The 23,895-nt window shown below is 55.1% G+C and carries 28 protein-coding genes; 11 read left to right on the top strand and 17 right to left on the bottom strand.

Features of this window, described 5'->3' with window-relative positions; translation table 11 throughout:
- Nucleotides 1–20 precede the first annotated feature (20 nt).
- Nucleotides 21–1,088, bottom strand: coding sequence for a helix-turn-helix domain-containing protein (locus LVD14_RS09580; RefSeq protein ID WP_237133864.1), 1,068 nt, complete (start codon nt 1,086–1,088; stop codon nt 21–23).
- Between the two features lie 129 nt (nt 1,089–1,217).
- Between LVD14_RS09580 and LVD14_RS09575 the strand changes: the two genes are divergently transcribed.
- Complete coding sequence (locus LVD14_RS09575) at nt 1,218–2,051, top strand: DUF2306 domain-containing protein (RefSeq protein WP_237133863.1); 834 nt, start codon at nt 1,218–1,220, stop codon at nt 2,049–2,051.
- Between the two features lie 66 nt (nt 2,052–2,117).
- The gene (locus LVD14_RS09570) at nt 2,118–2,630 is read left to right on the top strand and encodes a CIA30 family protein (RefSeq protein WP_237133862.1); all 513 of its coding nucleotides are present in this window, start codon (nt 2,118–2,120) and stop codon (nt 2,628–2,630) included.
- Here the strand turns inward: LVD14_RS09570 and LVD14_RS09565 are convergent, their stop codons facing one another.
- The 3 genes from LVD14_RS09565 to LVD14_RS09555 are packed head-to-tail and all read right to left on the bottom strand — an operon-like array spanning nt 2,631 to nt 4,455.
- The gene (locus LVD14_RS09565; protein ID WP_237133861.1) at nt 2,631–3,551 is read right to left on the bottom strand and encodes a PhzF family phenazine biosynthesis protein; all 921 of its coding nucleotides are present in this window, start codon (nt 3,549–3,551) and stop codon (nt 2,631–2,633) included.
- Between the two features lie 18 nt (nt 3,552–3,569).
- Nucleotides 3,570–4,058 carry a GNAT family N-acetyltransferase gene (locus LVD14_RS09560; RefSeq protein ID WP_237133860.1) on the bottom strand — a complete coding sequence of 163 codons (489 nt, stop codon included), beginning with the start codon at nt 4,056–4,058 and terminating at the stop codon, nt 3,570–3,572.
- Nucleotides 4,051–4,455 carry a rhodanese-like domain-containing protein gene (locus LVD14_RS09555; protein WP_237133859.1) on the bottom strand — a complete coding sequence of 135 codons (405 nt, stop codon included), beginning with the start codon at nt 4,453–4,455 and terminating at the stop codon, nt 4,051–4,053. The genes LVD14_RS09560 and LVD14_RS09555 overlap by 8 nt, the downstream gene beginning before the upstream one ends.
- A gap of 143 nt (nt 4,456–4,598) precedes the next feature.
- On the opposite strand from LVD14_RS09555, the gene LVD14_RS09550 reads away from it, so the two are divergent.
- The gene (locus LVD14_RS09550; RefSeq protein ID WP_237133858.1) at nt 4,599–5,564 is read left to right on the top strand and encodes a helix-turn-helix domain-containing protein; all 966 of its coding nucleotides are present in this window, start codon (nt 4,599–4,601) and stop codon (nt 5,562–5,564) included.
- 8 nt (nt 5,565–5,572) lie between these two features.
- Here the strand turns inward: LVD14_RS09550 and LVD14_RS09545 are convergent, their stop codons facing one another.
- A complete protein-coding gene (locus LVD14_RS09545; RefSeq protein WP_237133857.1) occupies nt 5,573–6,058 on the bottom strand; it encodes a hypothetical protein in 486 nt (161 codons plus the stop codon).
- A 267-nt stretch (nt 6,059–6,325) separates the two neighbouring features.
- On the opposite strand from LVD14_RS09545, the gene LVD14_RS09540 reads away from it, so the two are divergent.
- The 3 genes from LVD14_RS09540 to LVD14_RS09530 all read left to right on the top strand — a co-directional run bounded on the left by LVD14_RS09540 (nt 6,326) and on the right by LVD14_RS09530 (nt 10,180).
- Entirely contained in the window at nt 6,326–6,703 is a 378-nt protein-coding gene (locus tag LVD14_RS09540; RefSeq protein ID WP_237133856.1) for a helix-turn-helix domain-containing protein, read from the top strand.
- Complete coding sequence (locus tag LVD14_RS09535; RefSeq protein ID WP_237133855.1) at nt 6,703–8,007, top strand: type II toxin-antitoxin system HipA family toxin; 1,305 nt, start codon at nt 6,703–6,705, stop codon at nt 8,005–8,007. Before LVD14_RS09540 ends, LVD14_RS09535 begins: the two co-directional genes overlap by 1 nt.
- A 328-nt stretch (nt 8,008–8,335) precedes the next feature.
- Nucleotides 8,336–10,180, top strand: coding sequence for a M61 family metallopeptidase (locus LVD14_RS09530; protein WP_237133854.1), 1,845 nt, complete (start codon nt 8,336–8,338; stop codon nt 10,178–10,180).
- A gap of 82 nt (nt 10,181–10,262) precedes the next feature.
- On the opposite strand, the gene LVD14_RS09525 is transcribed toward LVD14_RS09530, so the two are convergent.
- From LVD14_RS09525 to LVD14_RS09515, 3 genes are all read right to left on the bottom strand, one after another.
- A complete protein-coding gene (locus LVD14_RS09525) occupies nt 10,263–10,490 on the bottom strand; it encodes a hypothetical protein (protein ID WP_237133853.1) in 228 nt (75 codons plus the stop codon).
- Nucleotides 10,463–10,936: a glutathione S-transferase N-terminal domain-containing protein gene (locus LVD14_RS09520; RefSeq protein WP_237133852.1), complete on the bottom strand. Its 474-nt coding sequence runs from the start codon at nt 10,934–10,936 to the stop codon at nt 10,463–10,465. Before LVD14_RS09520 ends, LVD14_RS09525 begins: the two co-directional genes overlap by 28 nt.
- 192 nt (nt 10,937–11,128) lie before the next feature.
- Complete coding sequence (locus LVD14_RS09515; RefSeq protein WP_317622729.1) at nt 11,129–11,554, bottom strand: nucleotide triphosphate diphosphatase NUDT15; 426 nt, start codon at nt 11,552–11,554, stop codon at nt 11,129–11,131.
- A gap of 222 nt (nt 11,555–11,776) precedes the next feature.
- Here LVD14_RS09515 and LVD14_RS09510 point away from each other — a divergent pair, with 222 nt between their 5' ends.
- Nucleotides 11,777–12,154 carry a hypothetical protein gene (locus tag LVD14_RS09510; protein ID WP_237133851.1) on the top strand — a complete coding sequence of 126 codons (378 nt, stop codon included), beginning with the start codon at nt 11,777–11,779 and terminating at the stop codon, nt 12,152–12,154.
- A 110-nt stretch (nt 12,155–12,264) separates the two neighbouring features.
- Nucleotides 12,265–12,741, top strand: a complete 477-nt coding sequence (locus LVD14_RS09505; RefSeq protein ID WP_237133850.1) for a Rid family hydrolase — start codon at nt 12,265–12,267, stop codon at nt 12,739–12,741.
- A gap of 104 nt (nt 12,742–12,845) precedes the next feature.
- Here the strand turns inward: LVD14_RS09505 and LVD14_RS09500 are convergent, their stop codons facing one another.
- From LVD14_RS09500 to LVD14_RS09480, 5 genes are all read right to left on the bottom strand, one after another.
- Complete coding sequence (locus tag LVD14_RS09500) at nt 12,846–13,301, bottom strand: Rid family detoxifying hydrolase (protein ID WP_317622161.1); 456 nt, start codon at nt 13,299–13,301, stop codon at nt 12,846–12,848.
- Nucleotides 13,302–13,354: 53 nt separating this feature from the next.
- Nucleotides 13,355–13,759 carry a nuclear transport factor 2 family protein gene (locus tag LVD14_RS09495; protein ID WP_237133849.1) on the bottom strand — a complete coding sequence of 135 codons (405 nt, stop codon included), beginning with the start codon at nt 13,757–13,759 and terminating at the stop codon, nt 13,355–13,357.
- Nucleotides 13,760–13,828: 69 nt separating this feature from the next.
- On the bottom strand, nt 13,829–14,239 hold the full coding sequence (locus LVD14_RS09490; RefSeq protein ID WP_237133848.1) for an SRPBCC family protein: 411 nt from the start codon (nt 14,237–14,239) through the stop codon (nt 13,829–13,831).
- Between the two features lie 110 nt (nt 14,240–14,349).
- A complete protein-coding gene (locus tag LVD14_RS09485) occupies nt 14,350–14,655 on the bottom strand; it encodes a DUF2007 domain-containing protein (protein ID WP_237133847.1) in 306 nt (101 codons plus the stop codon).
- A gap of 145 nt (nt 14,656–14,800) precedes the next feature.
- Nucleotides 14,801–15,127 (bottom strand): GFA family protein, encoded by a 327-nt coding sequence (locus tag LVD14_RS09480; protein ID WP_317622728.1) that lies wholly within the window; start codon nt 15,125–15,127, stop codon nt 14,801–14,803.
- Nucleotides 15,128–15,344: 217 nt separating this feature from the next.
- Between LVD14_RS09480 and LVD14_RS09475 the strand changes: the two genes are divergently transcribed.
- Complete coding sequence (locus tag LVD14_RS09475) at nt 15,345–15,683, top strand: hypothetical protein (RefSeq protein WP_237133845.1); 339 nt, start codon at nt 15,345–15,347, stop codon at nt 15,681–15,683.
- A 238-nt stretch (nt 15,684–15,921) separates the two neighbouring features.
- Here the strand turns inward: LVD14_RS09475 and LVD14_RS09470 are convergent, their stop codons facing one another.
- From LVD14_RS09470 to LVD14_RS09460, 3 genes are all read right to left on the bottom strand, one after another.
- Nucleotides 15,922–17,124: a serine hydrolase domain-containing protein gene (locus LVD14_RS09470; RefSeq protein WP_237133844.1), complete on the bottom strand. Its 1,203-nt coding sequence runs from the start codon at nt 17,122–17,124 to the stop codon at nt 15,922–15,924.
- Nucleotides 17,125–17,208: 84 nt separating this feature from the next.
- The gene (locus LVD14_RS09465; RefSeq protein WP_237133843.1) at nt 17,209–18,216 is read right to left on the bottom strand and encodes a hypothetical protein; all 1,008 of its coding nucleotides are present in this window, start codon (nt 18,214–18,216) and stop codon (nt 17,209–17,211) included.
- A gap of 132 nt (nt 18,217–18,348) precedes the next feature.
- Nucleotides 18,349–18,930, bottom strand: coding sequence for a TetR/AcrR family transcriptional regulator (locus LVD14_RS09460; protein ID WP_237133842.1), 582 nt, complete (start codon nt 18,928–18,930; stop codon nt 18,349–18,351).
- 105 nt (nt 18,931–19,035) lie between these two features.
- Between LVD14_RS09460 and LVD14_RS09455 the strand changes: the two genes are divergently transcribed.
- Both LVD14_RS09455 and LVD14_RS09450 read left to right on the top strand, forming a co-directional pair.
- Nucleotides 19,036–19,512, top strand: coding sequence for a (2Fe-2S)-binding protein (locus LVD14_RS09455; protein WP_237133841.1), 477 nt, complete (start codon nt 19,036–19,038; stop codon nt 19,510–19,512).
- Nucleotides 19,512–21,692, top strand: coding sequence for a xanthine dehydrogenase family protein molybdopterin-binding subunit (locus tag LVD14_RS09450; protein ID WP_237133840.1), 2,181 nt, complete (start codon nt 19,512–19,514; stop codon nt 21,690–21,692). The genes LVD14_RS09455 and LVD14_RS09450 overlap by 1 nt, the downstream gene beginning before the upstream one ends.
- Nucleotides 21,693–21,752: 60 nt before the next feature.
- Here the strand turns inward: LVD14_RS09450 and LVD14_RS09445 are convergent, their stop codons facing one another.
- Nucleotides 21,753–23,891: a PAS domain-containing hybrid sensor histidine kinase/response regulator gene (locus LVD14_RS09445; RefSeq protein WP_237133839.1), complete on the bottom strand. Its 2,139-nt coding sequence runs from the start codon at nt 23,889–23,891 to the stop codon at nt 21,753–21,755.
- Nucleotides 23,892–23,895: the final 4 nt, after the last annotated feature.

Here is a 23,895-nt window from a genome sequence, read left to right as displayed (position 1 = left end):
CATCTTCTTGACAGGCCGTCTCAGGCCGCACCAGATCGCTGACGATATTCTTTGGGGGTGACACCTGTATGCTGTCGGAAAGCCCGATTAAATGGGCCAAGAGAGTTAAACCCGCAATCGTAAGCAATACTGGCAATGGTCATGCGCTGACGCTCCGGATCCTCGAAAAGGCGTTTGGCCCGTTCTATCCTGAAGCTGTTCACCAGGTGGTTAAAGTTCCGGTAGCCAAGGTGGCTGGTAATACACCGCGTTACCTTGTATTCCTGGTCCCCAGTGTGTTCTGCCAGATCAGCCACTTTCAGATAGCTTGACGTCAGCAGTTTATCGTCCTTCAGGGCGGTGAGAATCCGGCTGGCCAGCTCAACCGACTCCCCTTCGACAGAGCTCGCGCGTTGGTTTCTCCCCGGCCCGGCAGTTTCATGCAGCGGGTGGCGCAAACGAAACTGCACAGCCAGTAGGCTAATTATCAGCGTAAGCAGCGCGCAAAGGGTCAGCATGGTGTCCTGCCACTCTGCCGCAATAGAACCTGGCGCGGCCCCTGACACCCACAGCAGTGAAACACCAACGAGAAGGCTGAATCCAGCTAAAAAAAGCACTCTGACACGGCGCTCCGCCGCGTTTGGCTGTCCCGAAAACCCATGCAGGGTCTCACGCCAGACAAATGCGATAGCGGTAAAACAGACCAGCGCTTCGGCATTGCGGATGATGCGACCAGCCTCCGTGGCAAACACGGAAGCCCCGCTAAACGGGGTCAACGCAGCGGCGGCTTCAATAGCAATAACAAGCGGTACCAGACTGAATACGCCTACGCCCAGGTGTTTACGGTCACGAAACAGTGCTCTGCTAAGAAACCATAACCAGGCACAGGGACCAGCGCCGGTGATGACTAGTGCGACGTAGGTAAATCCGGTATCAGTCGGATAATAACGGGCGAGAGATGCACTCAGGGTGGCCAGGGCGAAACACCACCAAAGCAGCACAACTGGTTCAATATCCTTTAAGCGGTAAATCAGTGAGGTAGCAACTGACGCCGCGTCCCGGGGCCTTCCAGCTGTTAGTTCGTCAGGCAGCGAGCTGATTTTCCACATAGTCGTCAACTTAAAACTGGTCGATTTCCAAAACGGCAAGACTACGATCTGGCAATGCGGATACTGGGTGGCGTAGTCCTGCATTCGTGGTGAGTCAGGACGATAGTACCACAAGGGAGAAAGTCAGTTATGACATCACAAGCGATGCTCGATTCGGGGTGGCGGTCCCCGGTGTTTGCCAGCAAGGCCTTGGATGCAGCCGCCAGATGCTGGTTTGCGACAGTCCTGCTGGGACAGGCGATATTTTCTATGTATATCGTTATGTTCTACTACGGTTCCACCCTGCAGGGTAATTTTGCGCGATTCAATCAGGTGATGCCGGCCGGCTACATCGAGGGCGACGGCCCGGGCAATGTCGCCGTGATTACGCATGTGATGTTTGCTGCGCTGATTACAATGGGTGGCTTGCTTCAGCTGTTACCGGGTATTCGTCGGCGTCTGCCCGCTTTGCACCGCTGGAACGGCCGTATTTATGTTCTGATCGCAATCGTAATGAGCCTGAGCGGTGCCTACATGATTGTGACGCGAACTGACCTGGTAGCTGGCGGTGCATTCGGACATACGGCGCTTATGATTAATGGCGGCATCATATTGCTCTGCGCGGTCATGGCATTCAAATTTGCGCGCCGAAGACAGTTTGCAAGCCACCGTGTCTGGGCCCTGCGTCTGTTCGTGGCGGTCAGTGGTGTGTGGCTGTTCCGGATTGGCATGATGGCCTGGCTGGGCCTGCACGGAGCGCCCGTCGGTTTTGACCCGGTGAGTTTTACCGGTCCATTTTTGACAGCGTTGCATACACTGACGTATATAGTCCCCCTGCTCTTTCTCGAAGTGTATTTGCGGGCAAAGGCACACGGGTCGGCAACTCAGAAGCTGATGACCGCCAGCGGCGTGGCTCTGCTCAGTGTTGTTATGCTTGGCGGTGTGCTGAGTGCAACATTCGGGATGTGGCTGCCGCGCGTCTGACTGACGGCGCAGCAGGCCTGTGATCGCTGCATTGCCAAGCGTCGACAAAGACGGTAGCTTGCCAACATGAACTCAAGGCAAACACCAGACACAGTTCTGCTCGACTTCTCCAATAGCGTGTCCCAAACCAACTGGCGCGCCATAGACGATGAGGTCATGGGCGGCCGTTCGAACAGCGCTCCAGAGATCGCCGACGGCTGCCTGCACTTTTCCGGTGTCATTTCGCTGGAGAACAACGGTGGCTTTGCATCCATCCGCGGGCAGCACCGTCAGGATTTGAGCAAGCTGCATGGATTGATGCTCTGCGTTCGTGGTGATGGTCGCCGCTACCAGTTCCGGCTGTACACGGACGCCTCTTACCAGGGCTCCAGAATTGCCTACAGTTTCGGTTTAGATACCGTTAAGGGTCAGTGGCTAGAGATACCCATTCCATTTTCCGGTCTGAAGCCTGTTTTTAGGGGCCGCAACCTGCCTGGCCCCGTATTTGATGCCGCAAAAGTCGAACAGATAGGCTTTCTGCTGGCAGACAAACAGGTTGGCTCGTTTCATCTTGCCGTGGCATGGATCGCCGAGCTCTGATCACAGCGTCGCATCTATTTCTATCTGCAGCATTCTGCTCAAGACGCCACGCCCGCCTGCTGACAGAGACGTGATTTGAGTACCCGATTTCTCAAGTGTAATGTGGATACAACTAGGCGACGGATTTGGCATGCAGTAGCCCTGCTCAATTTCAAAAGCTCTTTTGTGAATACCCAGATGGTCGTGGAGAAAAGAGGCCAGTGGCCCTGCGGCCATCCCAGTGGCCGACTCTTCCTGGATGCCATAGCGCGGCGCAAACATCCGGGCGGAGGCATCTCTGCCGGCATGGCAGGTTTCCTGCGCAAACACATAAAACCCGATTAAGTCCCACTTCTCCGACAATTCTTCGATCAAAATCTGATCGGGTTGAATGCGCTTCAATGTTTCCAGATCCCGAACGCCCACCAGGACAAATGAGTTTCCGGTATTGGCGATAATTGGAGCTACCGTCACGCTGCCGCCTGCAAGCCGCAGTGATTTCAAAATGGCTGTTTCGTCCTCAGTGACGTCAATGTACTTAGGCTTGAGTTGCTCCATGTAAGCAAAGCCATTCTGCATCCGGATACCTCTGCAACCATCAATGGTCTCTTTCGACGTATTTGCGGCCGGCACCAGGCCCTGCTCTGCCAGGTAACTGAATGTCGCGATCGTCGCGTGTCCGCAGTGAGCAATCTGTCGTGTCGGGGTAAAAAACTCCAGTTTGAAGTCCGCCACCGAAGACTTCGAGACGAAGGCGGTCTCTGACAGGCCCACTTTTCTGGCGATCTCCCGCTTTTGAATAGATGTCAGACTATCCGCATCAAGTACAACGCCCGCCGGATTTCCACCGATAGTATTTTCCAAAGCTGCGCCATTCATTGCGGCACCAGTATCAGCCGCACCATCGACAAACGCATTAACCACTGCGACATTAATTTGCATTTCAACTTCCTGTCATCTCTATCTCAATTCAAGCCCAACTTCAGTTGCCTCACTCAGATCCAGCGCATACAACTCCCAGCTGCAGTCATGTCGGGCACCCAGCGTTTGATAAAACCTTTTGGCTGGCAGGTTATCGGACAGCACGTCCCAACGAATCCTGCGTCCACCCCGTGCCCTGCACTCAGCAATCAATTTATTCATCAAACATCTGCCCACGCCGGCGCCACGGAAATCCGTCTCGACATACAGTTCTTTCATGTAGACCCAAGGGGTCAGGTCGTAAGTGAATGGCAGGTGATAGTAGGTCAGGATACCCACCAGCCTGCCCTCGACGCTGGCAACCAGTACATTGAAGCTGCGTCGTTCAAACAGACCTTCATACAGTGCTGCCTCAGTGACTCTGAATCTTTCAGCATAACCTTCAAATTCTGCCAGCCCCTGCATTAAGCCGAGTACAGCCCGACTGTCGTCGGGCTCTGCGTGACGGACAACAATATTGCTAGACATTTTTACCAACTTCCAAGCTGAAGCCTTCATCCAGCCAGCCGGTGGCACCACCGATCATTTTTTTCACGGGGCGCTGCAGGCGTGCCAGACGGATTGCGGCTTTGTCGGCACCGTTACAGTGAGGACCGGCGCAGTAAACAACAAACAGAGTCTCTGCCGGGTACTGCGCGAGTGTTTCCTCGCTGATCCTGCTGTGCGGCAGATGAATAGCTGCCGGCAAGTGCCCCTGCTGGTAACTCTCCTCACCTCTGACATCCAGCAGCACAAAATCCTGCCGCTTGTTGCTGATGGCATGGTGTACATCCCAGCAGTCTGTTTCAAACTGCAGCAGGCTCTCGTAGTGCGCCAGAGCTGAAGCACTGTCGGCGGCGGGTGGTCGGGATACGGCTGATGACATGATGATACCTCCTGTTTACGTTCGGGATTGTCCGTCCCTGTCTGACGGTTCGAAGCTATTGTCTAACGCATGGAGCTATCAGGACATTGGCTGAAAGGACAATATTCGTATATATTCAGCCAAACACTCAGGGAGACATTAAAATGCATCGTGTGGCCATTCTGGTACACGACCGGATCGCACTGTTTGAACTGGGCTGCGCTGTAGAGCTGTTTGCGCTGCCACGACCCGAAATGGACGACTGGTATCGTTGCGACGTGGTGTCGTTCGCCGAGGGTTCTATTGTCGGCACCGGCGGCGTCAGCATTGCCGTCAAGACAGTCAGCAGCCTTGCCGACTACTCCATGATCGTCATCCCGAGTTGGTCGACCGACGGCAAACCCGTACCCGAGGCCATCCGTTCGGAGCTGATAAACGCCCACAACTCTGACAAACGTATCCTGACCTTTTGCTCGGGCGCCTTCCTGTTGGCGCAGCTGGGAATACTGGATGGGCGCAAGGCGACAACCCACTGGCGTTATGCGGACAAACTCAAGACGCTTTATCCGCAGATCGAGTATGAAGACGACGTGCTGTACGTCTACGACGGGCAGATTGGCTGCTCAGCAGGCAGTGCTGCCGCCATCGACCTGGGCATGGAGGTGATTCGCAGTGACTTCGGCTACCGCGTGGCCAATCGTGTGGCACGCCGCCTGGTGATGTCCGCCCATCGCCAGGGCGGACAGTCCCAGTTTGTGGAAACTCCAATGCCAGAGAAACCCAGCCAGTTTTCCAGATCTCTGGACTGGGCCATGAACAACCTTTCCCGTCCGATTGGCATCGACGAGTTTGCGGAAAAAGCGCGGATGTCGAGACGCACGTTCGATCGTAAGTTCAGGGACACATTTGGCGTGTCCGCCAAGGAATGGCTGACCACACAGAGACTGGACGCCGCGCGTCAGCTGCTGGAAAGCACGCGACATGATGTAGAGAAAGTGGCCGAACTGTCCGGGTTCAGCAATGCAAGCAATCTGCGCCATCACTTTCGGGCGGCGATTGGAGTGTCACCCAGACGCTACCGTGAGCAGTTTGGACGACAAGAGTCTGCGCCGCTGGCGCAGACCCACTAGCACAGTTTTTACTCTTTAAGTTCGTTAGACGCTCGCTCCAAAATCAACGAACCCAGACCACTGCCCTTACCACCGCCGATACTGTTGAATACCAGAAAGCCCTGCAGGCCAGTACAGGCATCCAGCAATCGCCTGACTCGGTCCATTTCCAGATCCAGGATCTCCTTCGCGGTAGCAGCATCCAGGGTCCTGATGTCTGGACCCATGTGTTTCAACATCTCAGGCGACACGCCAACAACCATATTCCACGCCATGGGAATGTCTTTACGCATGTCGATATCCATACGCATGATTGTGTCGTAAAGGACTTGATGGACCTTTTCATTTTCCAGTGCCATTACCGAGATCGGGTTATGAAACTCAACTTCCTGATCAGCAGACACCGCAGGCAGGGCTGTGTGGGAACCCAGACTTTCGGCCAGATCACTGGCCAGACTGGCTTTGACCTCGGGAGAAAGTGCACCCAGTAATTCTGCAAGTTCGCGATATTTCATTGGCATTCCCTTAGATTGATTAGCGTTCTCGAGACGAAAATCGAATATAGCACCGGGTCCGTGTCAATGTTTCTTTTTTCCACCAGCATTCACAAACACCTTTATAAAAGGCAATATATGGCCTTTTGATATTGATATATCGTATTAATAGGCATATTATGACCTTTTATTTACATCCAATAGCACGATCAACAGGCACTTAAAACATCATCTTTATTAGCCACTTCTGACCTCTTATTCGCATATTATCGATATTAAAGGCAATATATGGCCTCTAAAATAGATTTTACAATAGCGCCTCCTGCCATAGTCCTGCGAGAACTCGGCGATCGCGTCGCGGCCAGCCGTCTGCAGCAAAACATTACCCAGGACGAACTGGCGGAAAAATCCGGCGTCGCTGTCCGCACATTGCGCCGTTTTGAAGCCGGCAACGGCGGCTCGCTGGAAACACTGGTTCGTCTTCTGCAGGCACTTGGTCAGGCGGATTCACTCGAACTGATACTCCCCCGCGCAGGTATCACTCCCATGCAGGCGATTAAATCGCCCGGCAAACGGGTCAGTAAAGACAAGTCGCGACAGCGAGCGCGCAAGAAAGCCGTTAAACCCATGCCCGCCTGGTCCTGGGATGAGCAGGAGACGCCCTGATGAGCGCTGCCGTCCGGCTGTGGGGAAAAACGATTGGCGCCGTTGTCTGGGATGATGAACGCGAACTCGGCGTATTTGAATACGATGAGGCATTTCGCCACTCTGGCATCGAAGTCAGCCCCATCACCATGCCACTGAGCCAGGCGATTTATCAGTTCCCCCAGCTCAAAGGCAGTTTTTCAAACCTGCCGGGACTGGTCGCCGACAGTCTGCCTGACAAGTTTGGCAACCGGCTGATCGACGCATGGCTGGCGGCTGAGGGCAGAAAGCCCAACAGCATGAATCCGGTGGAGCGACTTTGCTACATTGGAAGACGCGGCATGGGCGCGCTGGAGTTCGAACCAACGGTTGGCCCGCAGGCCGATAATGATTCCCATGTGGATGTGGCTGCACTGACGAAACTGGCCAACAAAGTGCTGTCTCAACGCGGTGAGTTGGCTGGGCTGCTTGATGGCAGCACCGAAGATCAGGACCATCTGCAGAATATTCTTCGTGTTGGAACCTCGGCAGGCGGCGCCCGCGCCAAGGCCCTGCTGCTCTGGAATCGAAATACCGGCGAGTTCCGCTCTGGCCAGCTTGCCGGCCCCGAGGGTTTTGAACACTGGCTGTTGAAATTTGATGGCATCAGCAATAACCGCGACCGTGAGCTGGCTGACCCTCAGGGTTTTGGACGGCTGGAGTATGCCTACTACCTGATGGCCAGAGATGCCGGCATCGACATGAAAGAATGCCGTCTGCATGAAGAAGGTGGCAGGGCGCACTTTATGACGCGCCGTTTCGACCGGACTGCCGAGGGCAAAAAGATTCACATGCTGTCCCTGGGTGGCCTGTGTCACTTCGACTACAACGATCCGAGCAGCTACAGCTATGAGCAGGCCATGCAGGCCATCCGACAGATCTGCAAAAACCCTATCAAAGACGCCGAGCAGCAATTACTGCGCGCAAGTCTGAACGTCATTGCCAGAAATCAGGACGACCACGTCAAGAACATCGCTTTCCTGATGAATCCTCAGGGACAATGGTGGCTCTCCCCCGCCTTTGATGTAGCTTACTCCTACAATCCGCAGGGTAAATTCACCGCGCAGCACCAGATGAGCATCAATGGCAAGCGTGATGGTTTTGTGCTGGAGGACCTGATGGCGCTGGCCACGCTGGGCGGGATTAAACCCAGGCGTGCCAGAACGCTGATACGGCAGGTTTGCGACAGCGTAGATAATTGGCAGGCTTATGTCGAAGCGGCAGGTGTGGATCCGCAGATGGCTGAACAGGTTCGACAGACACACCGCTTGTCCATTGCCCCCTGATCAGGGCCGAATCACCCCGATATTGCCTTCAATTTCGATTCGCGTGCCCAATGGCTCTGAAAGCTCCTGCAGGCGCCGCAGGATACGTTGGGCCACCTCAGGTGGTGCAATCACCGGAATACCCCGACGGGCCAATTTCTGCTCGTCATAGCGCAGCTCAATCGGATATGGTGCTCTCCTTCGCTGGCAGGTGCTGGCATTATTATTGTGCTGCTAACTCTGGGTCAGTTATACCAATCATTGCTCAAACATTTAAGCACAACTGAGCTCACTATCGTGTCTGATCAACCGTTTTGGGTTATCCTTCGGGACATTCGGAGGAGTATCTATGAGACTTAAGCAATCAAACATCCCTGCCCTGACAGCCATCATGTTGTCACTGGTGCTGAGCTGCCTGAGCTGGAGCGCCAGCGCACAGGAAACTCACTACCAGGTAGACCTGTCCGAGCGCGCGACGCAGACAGTCAATATTGAGGCGCGATTCAGCGATGTCACTGGCAATACGCTGGATTTTCACCTGCCGGTCTGGCGCTCCGGCCTGTATCTGATCCTGGATTTTGTGGGCACGGTTTCAGGCATCGAAGTCACTGATGGCAATGGCAATGCTCTGCCATTCGAACAGACCGCAAAGTCATCCTGGCAGGTCACCCGGCCCAATGCCCGCTCTGGTGATGTAGTCGTTACCTATAGAGTCTATGCGGACAGTCTGACCGACCGCACACGCCATGTGGATGCCGATCATGCCTTCCTGAATCCGGCCGCCGTATTCATGTACGCCGACCAGCTGCGCGATGAGCCCATCGAGGTCAGCATGGACCTGCCGGATGGCTGGCGAGCCGCCAGCGGCATGGAACAGCCGGACTCCGGTCGATTTGTGGCCCCTCACTACGATCGCCTGGTGGACTCACCCATAGAAGCCGGAACGTTTGATCTGGTCACCTTTGAAGCCGCAGGCATGACGGTTGATTTCCTGATCCACGGTATCTGGGATGGTGATGAAGAGCGTCTGGCCAGTGAAATGGCGGCACTGGTCGAAGCGACCGCTGAGGTATTTGCGGCCTCAGACACGGGTCTGCCAACCGACTACTATCTGTTTATTCTGCACAGCGGCGATGGTCTCGGTGGCGGCACCGAGTACTACAACAGCACACTGGTCCATACTGATCCGCGCGCATTCTGGGACGAGGATCGCTGGCAGGGTTTTCTGGGACTCATGGCACATGAGTTTTTCCACACCTGGAACGTCAAGCGCTTCCGCCCAGCTTCAATCGATCGCTACGATTACCAGGACATCAATTACACAGAGCTGCTGTGGGTCGCCGAAGGCCTGACCAGTTATTACGATCAGTTGCTACCAGTACGCGCCGGCCTGGTGTCGGTCGACGATTACCGTGACCAGCTGGCCAGCGCCATCACTGGCGTGGTGGACGCACCCGGCTACCGTCAGGACACACTGGCGCGCGCAAGCTTTGAAGCCTGGACCAAAAACTTCCATCGCGGTGCCGACCGCGCCGCCGATAAACCTAACCGTACCGTGTCCTTTTATAGCCAGGGTGGCCTGTTGGGCCTGGTGCTGGATCTGGAGATCCGTCGCATCAGCAATGGCGAGCGCAGCCTGGATACGGTGATGACCGCGCTGTATGACGACTTTCCTCTGGGCGGCGGCGGATTCACCTATGCCGATTTCCGCGAGCGACTGGCGGCAGCCGGTGGCGATGCGCTTGCCGAACAGCTGGACGGCTGGGTCTATGACACGCAACCCCTGCCACTGGCTGAGGCGCTGGCGTCAATTGGCTGGGTGCTGGAGCGCGAGGACACTAGTGAAGACCGGGTGCAGGTATCCATTGACGCTCCCGTCCGTGGAAACCCGCCGGTAGTCTCTTACGCACGCCTGGATGGTGCGGCGTGGAATGCCGGCATCAACGCGGGCGACGAACTCATTGCACTGGATGGCGTGCAGATCAGCAATGGACTGGATGTAATGCTGAGACGCTACAGTCCGGGTGAGGAAGTTGAGTTTACGCTCTTCCGTGATGGCATCCTCAAAACGCTGCCGCTGACCTTGAATCCGGTCATTGGAGATTTTGAGGTCGACGTAAATGAGGACGCTGGCGTAACAGCTGCTGAATTGAGAAGCGGCTGGCTGGGCAGTGTCGAGGAAGACGAAGAGTAGTTCCCGCCAATAGTTTTAATCGCTGGAACAGTCTCTGTCACCCATGTGCTGAGTAACAGAGACTGTCCAGAATTCACACCTCTTAATTACCCAATGTAATCGGCGGTCTTGCGCTGTCCGGCAGCGGCTCGGGAGGGCTGGGCATACCGTCTGGCTTGGAGATTTCCGCCATACGCTGATAGGCAGGCCGAGCTTCGACCTTTTCCATCCACGCATTGATGTTTGGGAACAGGCTTCGATCCACTACATTGATCAGGAACGTGTAGTTGATCGGGAAGTGCATCATGATGTCGGCCGCTGTGATTGCCATACTCGATAGTCGATGCCCATGCGGGCAGCCAGCGAACCTTCTGCGTAGTGCATCCAGATCTGATGGTGGGGATAGTCCGGACTGTGCACAGGTGGCTGCAGCCGGTCCGGCGCATGACGATTGAGGATCACATCAATAATGGCACCTGACTCCACCAGAATCTCATCACCATAAATAACCGTGGGTGCCACCGGCATTTCCGGATTCGCGCGGCGGATGTTCATCAACGATGCGCCGAGATTACCGCGCACGAACTCCAGCTCGTAAGGAAAACCCAGCTCTTCCATCAACCAGACGATACGCTCCGAACGACGCGCCTCCAGGTGGTAGATGGTGATGGGCGGCAACGGTGCGATTTCCCGTCCGTCTGCCGTGGTGGTATTGGACTGGGCTGACACCGTACCAGCCAATAGAATTCCGATAAGACTCATCATGAGATGGCGCATATGTACTCCCCTGTAAGGTAGATTCCAGAAGCTGCAACAGCGACAATATTGCTCGCAGCATCCAGGAAGTCCAGGTTATCGCCCATATCCTGTCATCCGCACTTATCCCATAATCAAAGCGTTGTGCCGCGCCACTGCGATCGATCGATCAATTCAATAACCTGACCGCGGAGTACAATGTCTGGACAGGGCTCAGTCCGGGGATGAGTGAAGCGCCAGCAGGTCAGACACTGCTTTGCGGTTATTGGTGTCTTTCAGGAAATTACTCAGGGGCAGAAATAATGACTGCGGCAGATTATCCAGCTCAAACCAGTCCCAGCGCTCACAGAATTCGGGCTCCAGGTTTATAACCTCGCCCGTCGGGCAATGCGTGCCAAAATATATTGTCACCCAGTGCCTGCCTGTCTCTGTGAAGATATCATCGGAGAAGCCGCATTTAACAAGTTGGGCCAGCTCCAGTCCGGTTTCTTCCAGAACTTCGCGGCGGGCGCAGGCTTCAATTCTCTCGCCCGTGTCGAGCTTGCCGCCAGGCAGCCCCCACGAACCCGCGCCGTCAGCGCCAATCCGTTTGCCCAGCAGAATCTTTCCATCACGTATAACAAAAGTGCCTACGCCGATTTTTGCGGGTTGTATCGCCTTGATAATATGCTCCCGGGAAGTTGCTTAATGCCTGCCATGACTACGAGATACGAAGCCAGGCCGATCAGTCCTTCAGTGATAACCAAGAAAGTATCAAGCTGTCAATGAAGCGGGAGTGGATTAGTGGCATACTTGAGTCTGGCCATGTCCAATCACCCGCACGGCCAATAGACACCAATCAACACAATAACAGGAAAAAATATGAAAGCAGCCATGAAAGCCGGAATCTTTGTATTCTTGGTCACCGCCCTCGCTACCATAAGCTCCACGCTGTATGCACAGAACTCAGCCGATGGAGTGTGGAATTTTGTCATGTCAGGCCCCAATGGCGATGTCACCGCGGTCGTCGACCTGTACGCCGACGGTACCTCCCTGATTGGTCAGTTTGAGTTGAGCGACGGTCGCATCTGGCCGATCAGCAATGGATCAGCCAACGGACCCACCTTCAGCTTTGAGCTGGAACGTGGCGACTCTGGCGTTATTTATGAAATGTCAGGCACTGTAAACGGTAATCAGGCGACTGGCACGGCTACGGCCATGGGAACCACCCGCGAATGGAGCATGACACGAGCGCAGTAAGCTCAAACAACAGGCGCAGCTGGCGTCGAATAATGGCATACTTGAGTCTGGCCTGGTCAACAAACCTTAGCGGCCATTTGACATGAATTTGGATAATAAGAGGAAAATGTATGAAAGCATTGAAGTTACTCTCTCTGGCAGCAGTGCTGGGCGGGATGTTTATGGCACCAGCAGCAATGGTCACGGCGCAGGAAATTGAGCGTAAAGGCGAAGGCCGCCATTTCTACACCACCATCCGCGTGCCCGCCAATGCCGAATTCCTGTATCTGAGCGGCTCGGGCGCATCTCCGATGGAAGATGGCACCTGGGGCGATATGGAACAGCAGACCATTGATACCTTCAACGGCTTCAAGGAAACGCTGGAAGCAGAAGGCTGGTCAATGTCCGACATCATCCAGGTACGCGCTTTTGGCGTCGCCGGTGACAATGGCACGGTAGATTTTGACGGCTTCAATCGCGGCTACCGTCAGTTCTTCGGAACCGAAGAGAACCCGATGAAGCCCGTGCGTTCTTTCGTGGAGATCAAAGATCTGGTCGTTGATGGCTGGTTGATCGAAATTGAAATACGTGCGGCACGTGTGCCTTAAAACTGCACAGCTGCTAAAAGAGCGGGTCACCCCGCTATGAACAAAGGCCTGGCGCAAAATTGCACCAGGCCTTTTTTGTTGGACTCTTCGCGCCAGTCCGAACCCTAGGGCGACCGGCTGGCGATGACAGAGATCTCAATTTTCACCCCTCTTGGCAACTCGGCCACCCCAACAGTCGCTCTGGCTGGAGGCGCCTCGGAAAAATACTCGCCGTAAACACCATTCATCGCTGCAAACTCACCCAGGTCTGTCATATAGACTGTTGCCATAACCACATCGGCCAGTGAAAGACTCTGCGATTCGAGCATTGAGGTGATATGTTCGAAGACCTGGCGCGTCTGCTGTTCAATGTCATCTCCCACAACAGAACTCCCTTCACTGTTCAGCGGGATCACGCCAGACAGGAAGTAGAGATTGCCCGTCTGTACCATCTGTGAGTACGGCCCGACGGCCGGGTAGACGGCATCGGTTGAATGGATTGTCCTGGCGCTCTCTTCTCCGGCACCGCAGGCGACTAACATGGACACTAGAAGTGCCATCGATACACGTTTTACGATCATCACAGATAATCCTTAATAGGCTTGCTGATATAGTGGCCTGGCAGCTCGCCGAATTAATGGTCGTCGGTTTTCCCGAAAATAGAGTCGATCAATGCCGTGTCCATGTATTCTGTCACTGATGCGATTTTCCCGTCACTAATCCTGATGACCTGACAGTACCTATTGTTGTACGGCAGTCCATCCACGGTTTCTGCGGTACCGACTGTCTGCGCGACAACGATATCGTCCTCCGAAATCAGCCGTTCGATTTTTGTGGATATTCCTGCTTTGAGTTGAGCAAACAATGGGCCCAGAAGGTTTTCCGCAAGCGACTGCTTGCCCTGGAACGTTCCAGAGAAACGGGTAGAACCGATGTTGGTCCAGCTGATGTCATCCGACAGAAGCGCGAAGCAAGCATCTGTGTCACCCCGCGCACCAGCCTCATAAAAGTCGAGTACAAGCTGCTTGTTTTGTTTCATTGGCAGTAGCTCCTGATGATTATAGTGCCAACCCTGATATCCTCTGGTGTTTCGCATTCGGGCGCCTGGCTAAACAAGTGACTGCGCATGCCTTGCAAAATTATCCAGAATTGCCTGCCAGCCATCCCGCTGCATCTCAGGTGGATTCTCTGACTCCGCATCAAATACTGAATTAATATGCACACCGTCGGCAGTATCAATAAACGTTGTGGTAACCTCGCGGCCATCACTCATTTTGTACTCGATAAGCTCGTGCGGCACAATGCGAGTGTACGTGCCTTCAAAGTCAAAGCCGAAGCTGCCGTCTTTGGCTTCCATGCGCGACAGAAAACTGCCACCCACGCGCAAATCAACAGTGCTGCGTGTCGTGTGCCAGTCGTCTGATGCCGCATTCCATTGTTTGATATCGTCCGGGTTATTCCAGGCATCCCAGACAGTGTCCAGTTTAGCCTTGACCAGGGTTTCAATGGTAATTTTCACAGGTACTCTCCTCAGGAAATCGTGATTGATCTGACTCCAGTCGAATGAACACGGAGGAATTCGACACAAAGAGAATTCTACCGGACAGCCCGCGGCGGGCGATTGAAGAATTACTGCGGCGTGGCCTGGCACTTCCAGCAGGTCTCAAATGTGCTGGCATTCCACTCCGAGCAGTGCCTGCATTGCCAGTCGGGGAGATCGCCAATCTGATTGAGCTCTTTCTCAATGATAGAGATTGCATTGTCTGCTGACTGATCGTCATAAACCCAGAGTTCAACAGGAACGGCATTCAAACCAACATGACCACCAGAGGCGTGGTATTCGTTTTTTACGAAACAATCGATGCCATTGAGTTCGAGCAGGTTCTTGGCAGATGAAAGAATCATCATGTTCTCGTGGGAATAGACTCTTTGCATGGCTTGGCCTTTGTGGTCAGGGGTTTTGCGTTTGTAGTATGGCCCGCTCCATGGCAGATGTGGGCAAGTCGCCAGTGTTGGCTGGGCGCAGGGTGATATTCATTGCGTGAACATTTCGTAATCTGACGCGTGTCGATGCCGCAGCTCAGGGTTTCTCATGATACACAGGAATATCCCCATCGATCGCCAACCAGCTGCGATCGTGTGAAGTCCAGATATGCGCCTTAGGGACCGCACCTGGGTCCTCATCCAGTGTTGCGACTCTTACTATCACCTCTGGGCGATCAGCCCACTCGGCCATCAATTGGCTGCCGCAGTTTTTGCAAAACCATCTACGTTTACCTGGGGAAGACTCGAACGACCCTAATTCACTTTCGCCCGCCAGCCAGCGAAAATCACTGCGGCTCACGCGTGCCGTTGTGGCGAATACTGCGGAGTGAGCCTTCTGGCAGGTCAGGCAGTGACAATGCACGATGGGACCCGCCAGGGCGTTTATTTCGTATCGGCTTGTGCCGCACAGACAGCTTCCTTTCACAATGCACCTGTTATTTAAGAGTTAAAGTATTGTTGGTGAGGAACACGGATAGCATCTGGATTCATGTGATAAAGGTCACACGATTCGCAGCGGACTTTGTGAGATTCTAAGCGTGACTCAATCACAAGGAAAGGTCATCAAGGAGAGAAACATCATGAATGTGAACATTAAGCGAGCCTGTCTGGTCGCTATATCCTTTGCAAGCACTATTTCTGGATTGGCGCAGGCCACAGAAGTTACCGAGTCAGGTGAAATCACAGAGTACTGCATGCCCCAGACCTCCGTCCGCGGTGGATACGAAAATCTCATCATTGATCATAATATGATCATCCCTGCTACTGATCAGTTTAAACGCGCCGATGTATTTGTCGCTGCACGGTTAAAAAGCGATCCAGACGCCCTTTGGCTATTAAGCAGTGGTTCAAACTGGAAAAGCATTGGCGGCTCAGCCGACCGGAGGTATTGGCGGTGTTGCTGCCACCTGCGCAGCTGATCCGCATTGATGCCTTTTGCCAGGCTCAGCGCTGGATGATTGAAGATGCGGCCACTGACTTACTACTCGAACATTCCGAAATGCCAAGCTAAGAGCGGCACTGCCAGGAAAATATCAGATTAACATGCATTTCCTGTGCTTTGTGCCTGTTGCGACAGAGCGTCATGGCCGCACTACGAGGATTTATCAGCCAGCCATTGAGCTTTATGCAGGGGAGCAGCCAAATTGGGCAAACCTGTTACTCAAAATAATCAGACAGGGCACGCAGAAACACGTATTCATTCAGGCCGGCACGATTAAGCGGCTTGGGTTGCGCGCTCCAGATGGCCACGACCAGGTCTTTGTCCGGATCCACAAACACGTACTGACCAAAAATGCCCTCGGCAGCATAACTTCTGCCATGCAATGGCCACAGCATATACCCATAAGGCACCGTCTCACCGCCTACCACTTTGCGGGTACTGGCAGCCTCTACCCAGCCTTCAGGCAACACCCGCTCACCGTTGATGACACCGTCGTTGAGCAGAAACAGCCCAAAGCGGGCATAATCACGCAGCGTGGCCGACAGACCACTGCCACCGACTTCCAGACCGTCTTCCGATTGCAGCCACCAGTTGGCGTCCGCCTCCATCCCTGCTTTGGCCCAGATTTTCTGTGACAGGTAGTCGGCTACCGGCATCCCGGTAGCGGCCTGCACCAGCGCACCCGCCAACTGGGTTTCACCGGTACTGTAGTTCCAGATTGTGCCAGGCTCCCCTGCCCGCGGCAGGGAGGCCATCAAATCCAGAACTGCCCCCGGCTGCTGACTGATCTGCGCCTCCAGCATGCGGCGCCGATCAGACGTCGGATCAGTGTAGGTCTCGTTCCAGTCCACGCCTGAGCTCATCTGCAGCAGGTTTCTGACCGTGACGCCATCATAGGCAGTGCCTTCAAAACGCGGCAGGTAATCCACAATCGGATCGTCAATATCGCTGATAAAGCCGTCGTGGATGGCGGCGCCTATCAGGGTCGCGGTAATCGACTTGACCACCGACATGGACATCCAGCGTGTGTGTTCATCGTTGCCCAGCAGGTATTTTTCGAACAGGATTTCCCCATCCTTGATGATCAGCATGCCGCTGACGCGATTCATCGCCAGCACGTCGTACAGGTCATAAGTCTGACCATCTACCACATAAGAGAAATCCTGCAGTGGCTGATCGCTCACAGGTATCGCGCTGACCGAATCGCCACGTGCCACGGTGCGTGTGGGAAACAGACGGTCAATATTGCGGAAGGTGTTGACCTGAATATCAGGATACAGTTTGCCATCGTAGACCTGACGAACGGTGCCAATCTGCTCATCGGCATGCTGGTAGGGTTGTTCTGCTGCGCTGGCGGAACTGACCAGATGCAACATAATAAAGAATGCGTATACTGTTTGGACGCTAGTGCTCATCATGTATCAGTCATCCCTATTAACGTAGCTGGCCGGTGCTGGAGTCGCCACTTTGATTATTCTGGATCGTGGCGAGGCAGGCAAGCCTCAGAACTCCAACCTGGCGATGGCAATCCCACTTTCACCGGCAACCGAATACAGCAGATAGATTTCACCGTCTGCCTCATAAATGGCCGGATCGCGCAGCTGGTTGACATCGCCTTCGGCATGCCCGCGCGTTGAGGGTTCAATTGGCAGATTGCCACCTTCCCAGTCGGTCTCGGGGCGCATAAGCTCAATGGCTTCCGACTCCTGCCAGCTCATCCAGTCGCCATCTAGCTCGATGGTCGACATCAGAATGCGCTCGGGGGCGTGGCCGACCTGTGTCCAGAACACATACAGGGTATCGCCCCTCAACAATAACGCCGAATGACGCATGTCATCATTAAACAGGCGCGGACCTTCTTCGAAATTGCTAATGCCATCTTGTGATCGATACAGATAACCCGGCATGGCCAGACCGTAGTAATAGTCGCCGTGCTGGATCACGCGAAAATAGGGTCGCCCCAGAATTTCAGGATGGCCGGTAAAGTTGATGCCATCTGTGGACGTTGCCAGTCGGGTGACCTGGGCGGACAGCCCTTGCGAGGTGGCTGAATCAAAGGCGCGGGCGTCGCGGCCATGCACGTACATCACAATCTGCTGCAGATCATCGCGTACATGTACGTCGGGCGACGCGATGTGTGCATAAGCGTTTGCGGCGGCACCCTCTTCCAGCGTCTCCGGGAAAAAAGATTCTGCCAGTTGCAGGGAACCCGGTTCGTGCGTTGTCCACGGACCCAGCAGGTCATCGGCGTACGCCAGACGAATATAGGTGCCGCGATGATCGGCAAAATACATATAGTACTCACCCAGCGGATTTTCGACCCAGTCAGGCACCTTGATCAGCGACGGGCCCTGAACGTTGTAGCCCATTCGGGAATCCATGTGCTGCGTGATGATGGGGCCGTCATTCAGGCGGGTGACCGTGGGTATCTCCGCAGCCATGCTGCTAGAGGCGGCAAATAGAAGGGCAAAGATGGATGGCAATGTTCGCAGGCGAAGTCTTGAATACATGCTGATCACGACACGTCTCCCAGATAGCTGTTTTTCTTGTAAACGGGGACTGGCAACTGAGTGGCTGTCGCCAACAGGCTGCCCGCGCTCGTCCGGTCATTGTATATCAGTCATATCGACTGGCGAGCGGTCTTAATTTGCAGGTCGTGCCACCTGCAGCACCAGGGCTTTCAGTGAACTGGCAAGCGTTTTGAGATGAGCCATGTCTGTGGCCTCATGCTTAAGCGTCAAGGTGGACTTCTGGATGAAGTCAGCCAGCGCGGGCACGCTCATGCCAGTGCCGCTGATGCGCTCTGAATATGGCTGCAGCATCGCTTCGATCAACGTGCGATAACGGGCGGTATTGCGCTCAAGCTCTTCTTTGCAGGCAGCGTTAAAGCCGCTGACAATATCGTCTGCATCCGGTGACGCACGCAGCAGCTCAAAGCTTCGCCCGGCTATCTGCCAGATCACCGCGTCCAGCCGCTCGCCCAGGTCGCTGGTACGGGCAAATTCCGCCTCGATTTCCGCCACGGTGCGGTTGGCCAGGTGCCGGATGATGGCACGCAGCAGCTCGTCCTTGCTCGAAAAGATGGCATACAGAGTCTGCCGGGATATGCCGGCCTCCTGGGCAACGTCGCTCATCGTGGTGCGTGCCATGCCATAGCGAAGCACCACTCGCATGGCGGCGTCCACGATATCGATTTCCCGTTGGTCCATTGCAGGTGCTGTCATGGAATGACATCTTTACAGAATTTGACTATTTGTCAAGTTTGGCTTTTAATGTCGAACGATCCCTATAAATTTCTGAACAGTTCCTGAAAAGTCTGCGGAGGACGTATGGCCTACCTGTTAACAATCAATGGTCAATCCCACGAGGTTGACGTCGAAGGAGACATGCCTTTGCTATGGGTGGTGCGCGATCATCTCAACCTCACCGGCACCAAATTCGGCTGTGGCATGGCGCAATGTGGCGCCTGCACCGTCCATGTCGACGGAGTCGCCACGCGCACCTGTGTGATGACCGTGGCTGATTCGGTCGGCAAGAACATCACCACCATCGAGGGCCTGCAGTCACCGCAGGCAAAAGCCGTGCAGCAGGCCTGGGTGGAATTGCAGGTTCCACAGTGCGGTTACTGTCAGTCCGGACAGGTGATGTCTGCTACGGCACTGCTGGAGCAAAACCCCAACCCGACCGACGCCGACATTGATGCCGCCATGTCCGGCAATATATGCCGCTGCGGTACTTACCCGCGTATCAAGGCCGGTATCAAGATGGCCTCGGCCCAATTCACCAACGCTGCGGAGACTGCATAATGAATATCAGACGTTTTCTGAAAACCGACACCGCAGTGCCCGATAGCAGCCGTCGCAGCTTCCTGAAAGTCAGTGCCGGAGCGTCTGCCGGATTGATGCTGGGAGTCAGTTTTTCTGCACCGTCCGCTCTCGCCCAGCAGGCGTCAGATGCCGCCCTGGAGATGAATGCCTTTGTCAGCATCAGCCCGGACAACACCGTCAAGGTGCTGATCAAACATCTGGAGATGGGCCAGGGTGTGTATACCGGTCTCGCCACCTGCGTGGCCGAAGAACTTGATGCGGACTGGAGCCAGGTGGTCTGTGAACACGCACCGGCGGATGTCACCAAATATGCCAACCTTTTGATGGGTCAGCAGGGTACCGGCGGCAGCACCGCCATCGCCAACAGCTTCATGCAGATGCGCCAGGCTGGCGCGGCCGCTAAAGCCATGCTGGTTGCAGCAGCTGCGGCACAGTGGCAAGTCGATGCCAGTGAGATCACGGTCAGTAACGGTGTCGTGTCACACGGTAATCATTCAGCCACCTTTGGCGAGCTGGCGGTTGCAGCGGCACAGCAGCCTACACCGGACAGAGCCTCACTGACCTTAAAAACGCCTGGCGAATTCAAGCTGATCGGCCAGGACAATACGCTGCGCAAGGATGTCGGCAAACACAATGGCACCGCCATCTACACGCAGGACGTCAAACTGCCGGGCATGCTGACGGCAGTCGTGGCACACCCGCCCCGCTTTGGCAGCACAGTACGCTCCTTCGACGCCAGCGCTGCCCTTGCCCGCCGCGGCGTGCAGCAGGTGTTTGAGATCGACAGTGGCGTTGCGGTGGTGGCCAGTGATTACTGGACCGCAATAAAGGCACGCGAGCTGCTGCAGATTGAGTGGGATGCCAGTGACGCGGAAACCCGCAGCTCCGGTGACATCCTCGCGCAGTATCGTGAACTGGTGGAAACACCCGGCGCTATTGCCGAAGCGCATGGCAATCCGGATTCAGTGCTGTCGGCCTCTTCAGATGTGACAGAGCTGATGTTTGAGTATCCGTATCTGGCGCACGCACAGATGGAGCCGATGAACTGCGTTGCGCAGGTCAACGGCGATTCAGCGGTAATGTGGTATGGCTGTCAGTCACCCACCAGTGACAAGGCAGCAATTGCTCAGCTGCTCGGTACCAGCGGTGACAAGGTCACCATCCATACGGTATTTGCTGGTGGCGGTTTTGGTCGCCGCGCCAACCCGGCCTCAGACTATGTGCTGGAGTCGGTACAAATTGCGCGCCAGGTACCAAATACGCCCGTAAAGCTGGTGTGGTCGCGAGAGGATGATATGCAGGCGGGATATTATCGCCCGGCCTATGTGCACAAGCTGTCTGCCGCGCTGGATGCTGCGGGCAAACCCAACGCGATGAAGATCCGTATTGCCGGACAGTCCATCATGGCTGGCACCTCAATGGCAGCGATGATGGTCAGAGACGGCATTGACAATACCTCAGTGGAAGGTCTGACCGAGTTTGCTTATGAGGTGCCAGAGCGCCAAGTAGAACTGCATTCACCCCAGGTGGGTGTGCCAGTACAGTGGTGGCGTTCGGTGGGTCACACGCATACGGCGTTCAGTAAGGAAGTGTTTATTGATGCGCTGGCACGAAAAGCGGGTGCAGACCCGGTAGCCTATCGCCTGGAACTGTTAAAAAACAATCCACGCGAAACCGCAGTGCTGAAACTGGCGGCAGAAAAAGCGGGCTGGGGCACGACTGAATTGCCGGAAGGCTGGGGTCGTGGCGTGGCCGTGCATACCTCATTTGGTTCAACCGTGGCAGAGATCGTCGATGTCTCTGTTGATGGCAACAATTTCAAGGTTGAACGGGTGGTCGCAGCAATTGACTGCGGTATCGCGGTGAATCCAAGCATCGTAAAAGCACAGGTGGAAAGTGCCATTGCTTACGGTCTGTCGGCAGCGCTGGCGGATGAGGTGACACTGACAGATGGTCATGTGGATCAGACCAACTTCCACAACTATCGTGTGTTGCGCATGAATGCGATGCCGGTGGTAGAGACGCATATCGTCCCATCCACCAATGCACCTTCAGGTGTGGGTGAGCCAGGCACGCCGCCGATTGCACCGGCGGTGGCGAATGCGCTGGCAGCTGTGACTGGAAGGACGTTTACGCGCCTGCCGCTGCGATTGGCCTGATGTTGTAATGATCCGGGTGCCGTTGCCTGGCGGCGCCCGGATTAGTACCTGACCGGGTGCTTAATCCGACTCCCTGTCCAGTACCTCGCGAATCTTGCTCATCGGCTCAGCCCGTCGATAAGGCTTGCCGAGCAAATCCACACCCGGGTCCAGACGGCCCTGATGAACGATCGCATCTTCGGCGTAACCGGAGGTAAACAGCACCCTGATTCCAGGCTGTAGCGATTTTGCGGCATCGGCGAGCTGCTTCCCATTCATGCCACCCGGCATCACAACATCGGTGAACAGCAGATCGACTGTCTGCCCATCATTCATGAGCATCAGCGCTTCATCGGCGGATGCAGCCTGTCTGACCTGGTAACCAAGATCGGCAAGCTGAACAGCAACCTGCTCGCGCAGCAGTTTGTCGTCCTCAACAACGAGGATACGCTCAGTGCCGCCGGTCAGTCTGTCATTCGTGGTCGGAGTAGTGGCCCGGGCCTGCGCGGTTTTAGCCGCCGGGAAGTAGAGTTTTACGGAAGTGCCCTCGCCGACCTCCGAGTAAATCAATGCCTGGCCTTTTGACTGCCGGACAAACCCCCAGACCATGGACAGCCCAAGCCCGGAGCCTTCTCCAGCCTCTTTGCTGGTAAAAAATGGCTCAAATGCCCGTTCCATGGTTTCCGGCGACATGCCAATACCATTGTCGGAAACAGCAATCACTACATAGTCGCCTACCTGCATGCCGTCATAATAGGGGAGATCATCGGCAGCAAGCGTGATGTTCGACGCTTCAATGGTCAGTTGCCCCCCATGGGGCATGGCGTCGCGTGCATTGATCACCAGATTCAGGATGGCGTTTTCAAGTTGGCTGCGATCAACTTCAATGGGCTGCACATTTTCAGCCACACTGACAACGATCTCGATGTCCGCAGATATGGTTCGATTTATCAGACCGTTGATATCGCTCAGTAACTGTCCCGGATTTATATGTTCAGGCGCCAGGGCCTGGAGGCGTGCGAATGAGAGCAGCCGCCCGGTCAGGTCCGCACCGCGCTGTGCAGCGAGCATGGCGTGACTGGCCAACTCAAGCGCGTTGGGGTTGTCGGGAAACATGTCCGCCAAGGATTCCGAACTGCCCATGATAATGGTCAGCAGATTGTTGAAATCGTGCGCGATGCCGCCTGTCAACTGCCCCACCGCTTCCATTTTCTGTGACTGGCGTAACTTGTTTTCCAGAACACGCAGTTCAGTGACATCGGTGGTACTGCCAATCAGTCGAACAGGTTTGCCCACTGAGTCCCGCAGCACAACGCCTTTTGATACAACGTCCAGGACCTCCCCGTCCGAGCACAGCAATCGAAATTCACTGGTCCAGTTGGTCCCCTTTTTGATGGCTTTAATGAGTTTACTGACCACCCGGTGACGGTCATCGGGGTGTATCCAGCGCCGCCAGGCATACAGGCCGGACCTGGCATCCTTTGTTGAGTAACCCAGTGTTTCGAGCAGGGACTCGCTCCACCAGACTTTTCCGGATGTCAGATCGGCGTCCCAAATCAGGTCGTCCGTCGCCCGACTGAGCAGTCTGAAGCGCTCTTCGCTAACCCGGAGCGCCTCTGCGCTGCGCTGCGCTTCTTCAGCCATCGCCACCCGCTGGACTTCCGCGTCACGATGACGCGCGTAAAGTCCGAAGCAGATAACAAAGATGTAGAAGCTGAACAGAAAGGTTACGACGGCGTCTGCCGTTGCAATGGACAGAGGCTGTGGCAGGTCCATCAGCACAACCCCGGCTACCGGTAGCGGGCTCAAGCCCACCAGGATAGTGATGGCGCGTTTATAAAAACCAAAATTCGTGAAATGGTGAAAAATAACGAGTGGAAAGAGCCAGATGACATAGGGGATCAGGCGCACAATCTCCCCGGTGGCACGGTAAAGGACGATTGCGCCAGCATTCAGATGAATGGCGAAGTAGATGGTCAGCGAACCGGCGATCACGCTGGTCGCTAGCGTGGGTTTAAGGATGAGCAGCAGCGTCAGGACCCCGGTGACGATGCCCAACAAGCTGATCAGCCAGAAATCGGGCCCGACCAATGTGCCTGCCGAGATCCCGAAAACAATGCCCAGCACCGTCCCCAAAAGCCCGACGATCAATGCAATCAGCACAAGGTTCCGGGCCTGCTTCTGGCGGCGGTCGGTGCTGAATTCGTTGTCTGTCGTCATGCGC

The sequence above is a fragment of the Pseudohongiella sp. O18 genome, from assembly GCF_021729085.1.
Taxonomy (GTDB): domain Bacteria; phylum Pseudomonadota; class Gammaproteobacteria; order Pseudomonadales; family Pseudohongiellaceae; genus Pseudohongiella.
The sequence above is the reverse complement of the archived record's forward strand: the minus strand, read 5'-3'. Positions and strand labels throughout refer to the sequence as shown.

Coding starts and splice junctions, on each gene's coding strand:
- LVD14_RS09455 (WP_237133841.1), top strand. CDS start 19,036: ATGGCCTACCTGTTAACAATCAATGGTCAATCCCACGAGGTTGACGTC.
- LVD14_RS09565 (WP_237133861.1), bottom strand. CDS start 3,551: ATGCAAATTAATGTCGCAGTGGTTAATGCGTTTGTCGATGGTGCGGCT.
- LVD14_RS09530 (WP_237133854.1), top strand. CDS start 8,336: ATGAGACTTAAGCAATCAAACATCCCTGCCCTGACAGCCATCATGTTG.
- LVD14_RS09505 (WP_237133850.1), top strand. CDS start 12,265: ATGAAAGCATTGAAGTTACTCTCTCTGGCAGCAGTGCTGGGCGGGATG.
- LVD14_RS09550 (WP_237133858.1), top strand. CDS start 4,599: ATGCATCGTGTGGCCATTCTGGTACACGACCGGATCGCACTGTTTGAA.
- LVD14_RS09535 (WP_237133855.1), top strand. CDS start 6,703: ATGAGCGCTGCCGTCCGGCTGTGGGGAAAAACGATTGGCGCCGTTGTC.
- LVD14_RS09540 (WP_237133856.1), top strand. CDS start 6,326: ATGGCCTCTAAAATAGATTTTACAATAGCGCCTCCTGCCATAGTCCTG.
- LVD14_RS09450 (WP_237133840.1), top strand. CDS start 19,512: ATGAATATCAGACGTTTTCTGAAAACCGACACCGCAGTGCCCGATAGC.
- LVD14_RS09445 (WP_237133839.1), bottom strand. CDS start 23,891: ATGACGACAGACAACGAATTCAGCACCGACCGCCGCCAGAAGCAGGCC.
- LVD14_RS09560 (WP_237133860.1), bottom strand. CDS start 4,058: ATGTCTAGCAATATTGTTGTCCGTCACGCAGAGCCCGACGACAGTCGG.
- LVD14_RS09485 (WP_237133847.1), bottom strand. CDS start 14,655: ATGCAAAGAGTCTATTCCCACGAGAACATGATGATTCTTTCATCTGCC.
- LVD14_RS09475 (WP_237133845.1), top strand. CDS start 15,345: ATGAATGTGAACATTAAGCGAGCCTGTCTGGTCGCTATATCCTTTGCA.
- LVD14_RS09460 (WP_237133842.1), bottom strand. CDS start 18,930: ATGACAGCACCTGCAATGGACCAACGGGAAATCGATATCGTGGACGCC.
- LVD14_RS09495 (WP_237133849.1), bottom strand. CDS start 13,759: ATGAAACAAAACAAGCAGCTTGTACTCGACTTTTATGAGGCTGGTGCG.
- LVD14_RS09470 (WP_237133844.1), bottom strand. CDS start 17,124: ATGATGAGCACTAGCGTCCAAACAGTATACGCATTCTTTATTATGTTG.
- LVD14_RS09545 (WP_237133857.1), bottom strand. CDS start 6,058: ATGAAATATCGCGAACTTGCAGAATTACTGGGTGCACTTTCTCCCGAG.
- LVD14_RS09510 (WP_237133851.1), top strand. CDS start 11,777: ATGAAAGCAGCCATGAAAGCCGGAATCTTTGTATTCTTGGTCACCGCC.
- LVD14_RS09520 (WP_237133852.1), bottom strand. CDS start 10,936: ATGCGCCATCTCATGATGAGTCTTATCGGAATTCTATTGGCTGGTACG.
- LVD14_RS09570 (WP_237133862.1), top strand. CDS start 2,118: ATGAACTCAAGGCAAACACCAGACACAGTTCTGCTCGACTTCTCCAAT.
- LVD14_RS09525 (WP_237133853.1), bottom strand. CDS start 10,490: ATGGCAATCACAGCGGCCGACATCATGATGCACTTCCCGATCAACTAC.
- LVD14_RS09465 (WP_237133843.1), bottom strand. CDS start 18,216: ATGTATTCAAGACTTCGCCTGCGAACATTGCCATCCATCTTTGCCCTT.
- LVD14_RS09555 (WP_237133859.1), bottom strand. CDS start 4,455: ATGTCATCAGCCGTATCCCGACCACCCGCCGCCGACAGTGCTTCAGCT.
- LVD14_RS09500 (WP_317622161.1), bottom strand. CDS start 13,301: ATGATCGTAAAACGTGTATCGATGGCACTTCTAGTGTCCATGTTAGTC.
- LVD14_RS09580 (WP_237133864.1), bottom strand. CDS start 1,088: ATGTGGAAAATCAGCTCGCTGCCTGACGAACTAACAGCTGGAAGGCCC.
- LVD14_RS09575 (WP_237133863.1), top strand. CDS start 1,218: ATGACATCACAAGCGATGCTCGATTCGGGGTGGCGGTCCCCGGTGTTT.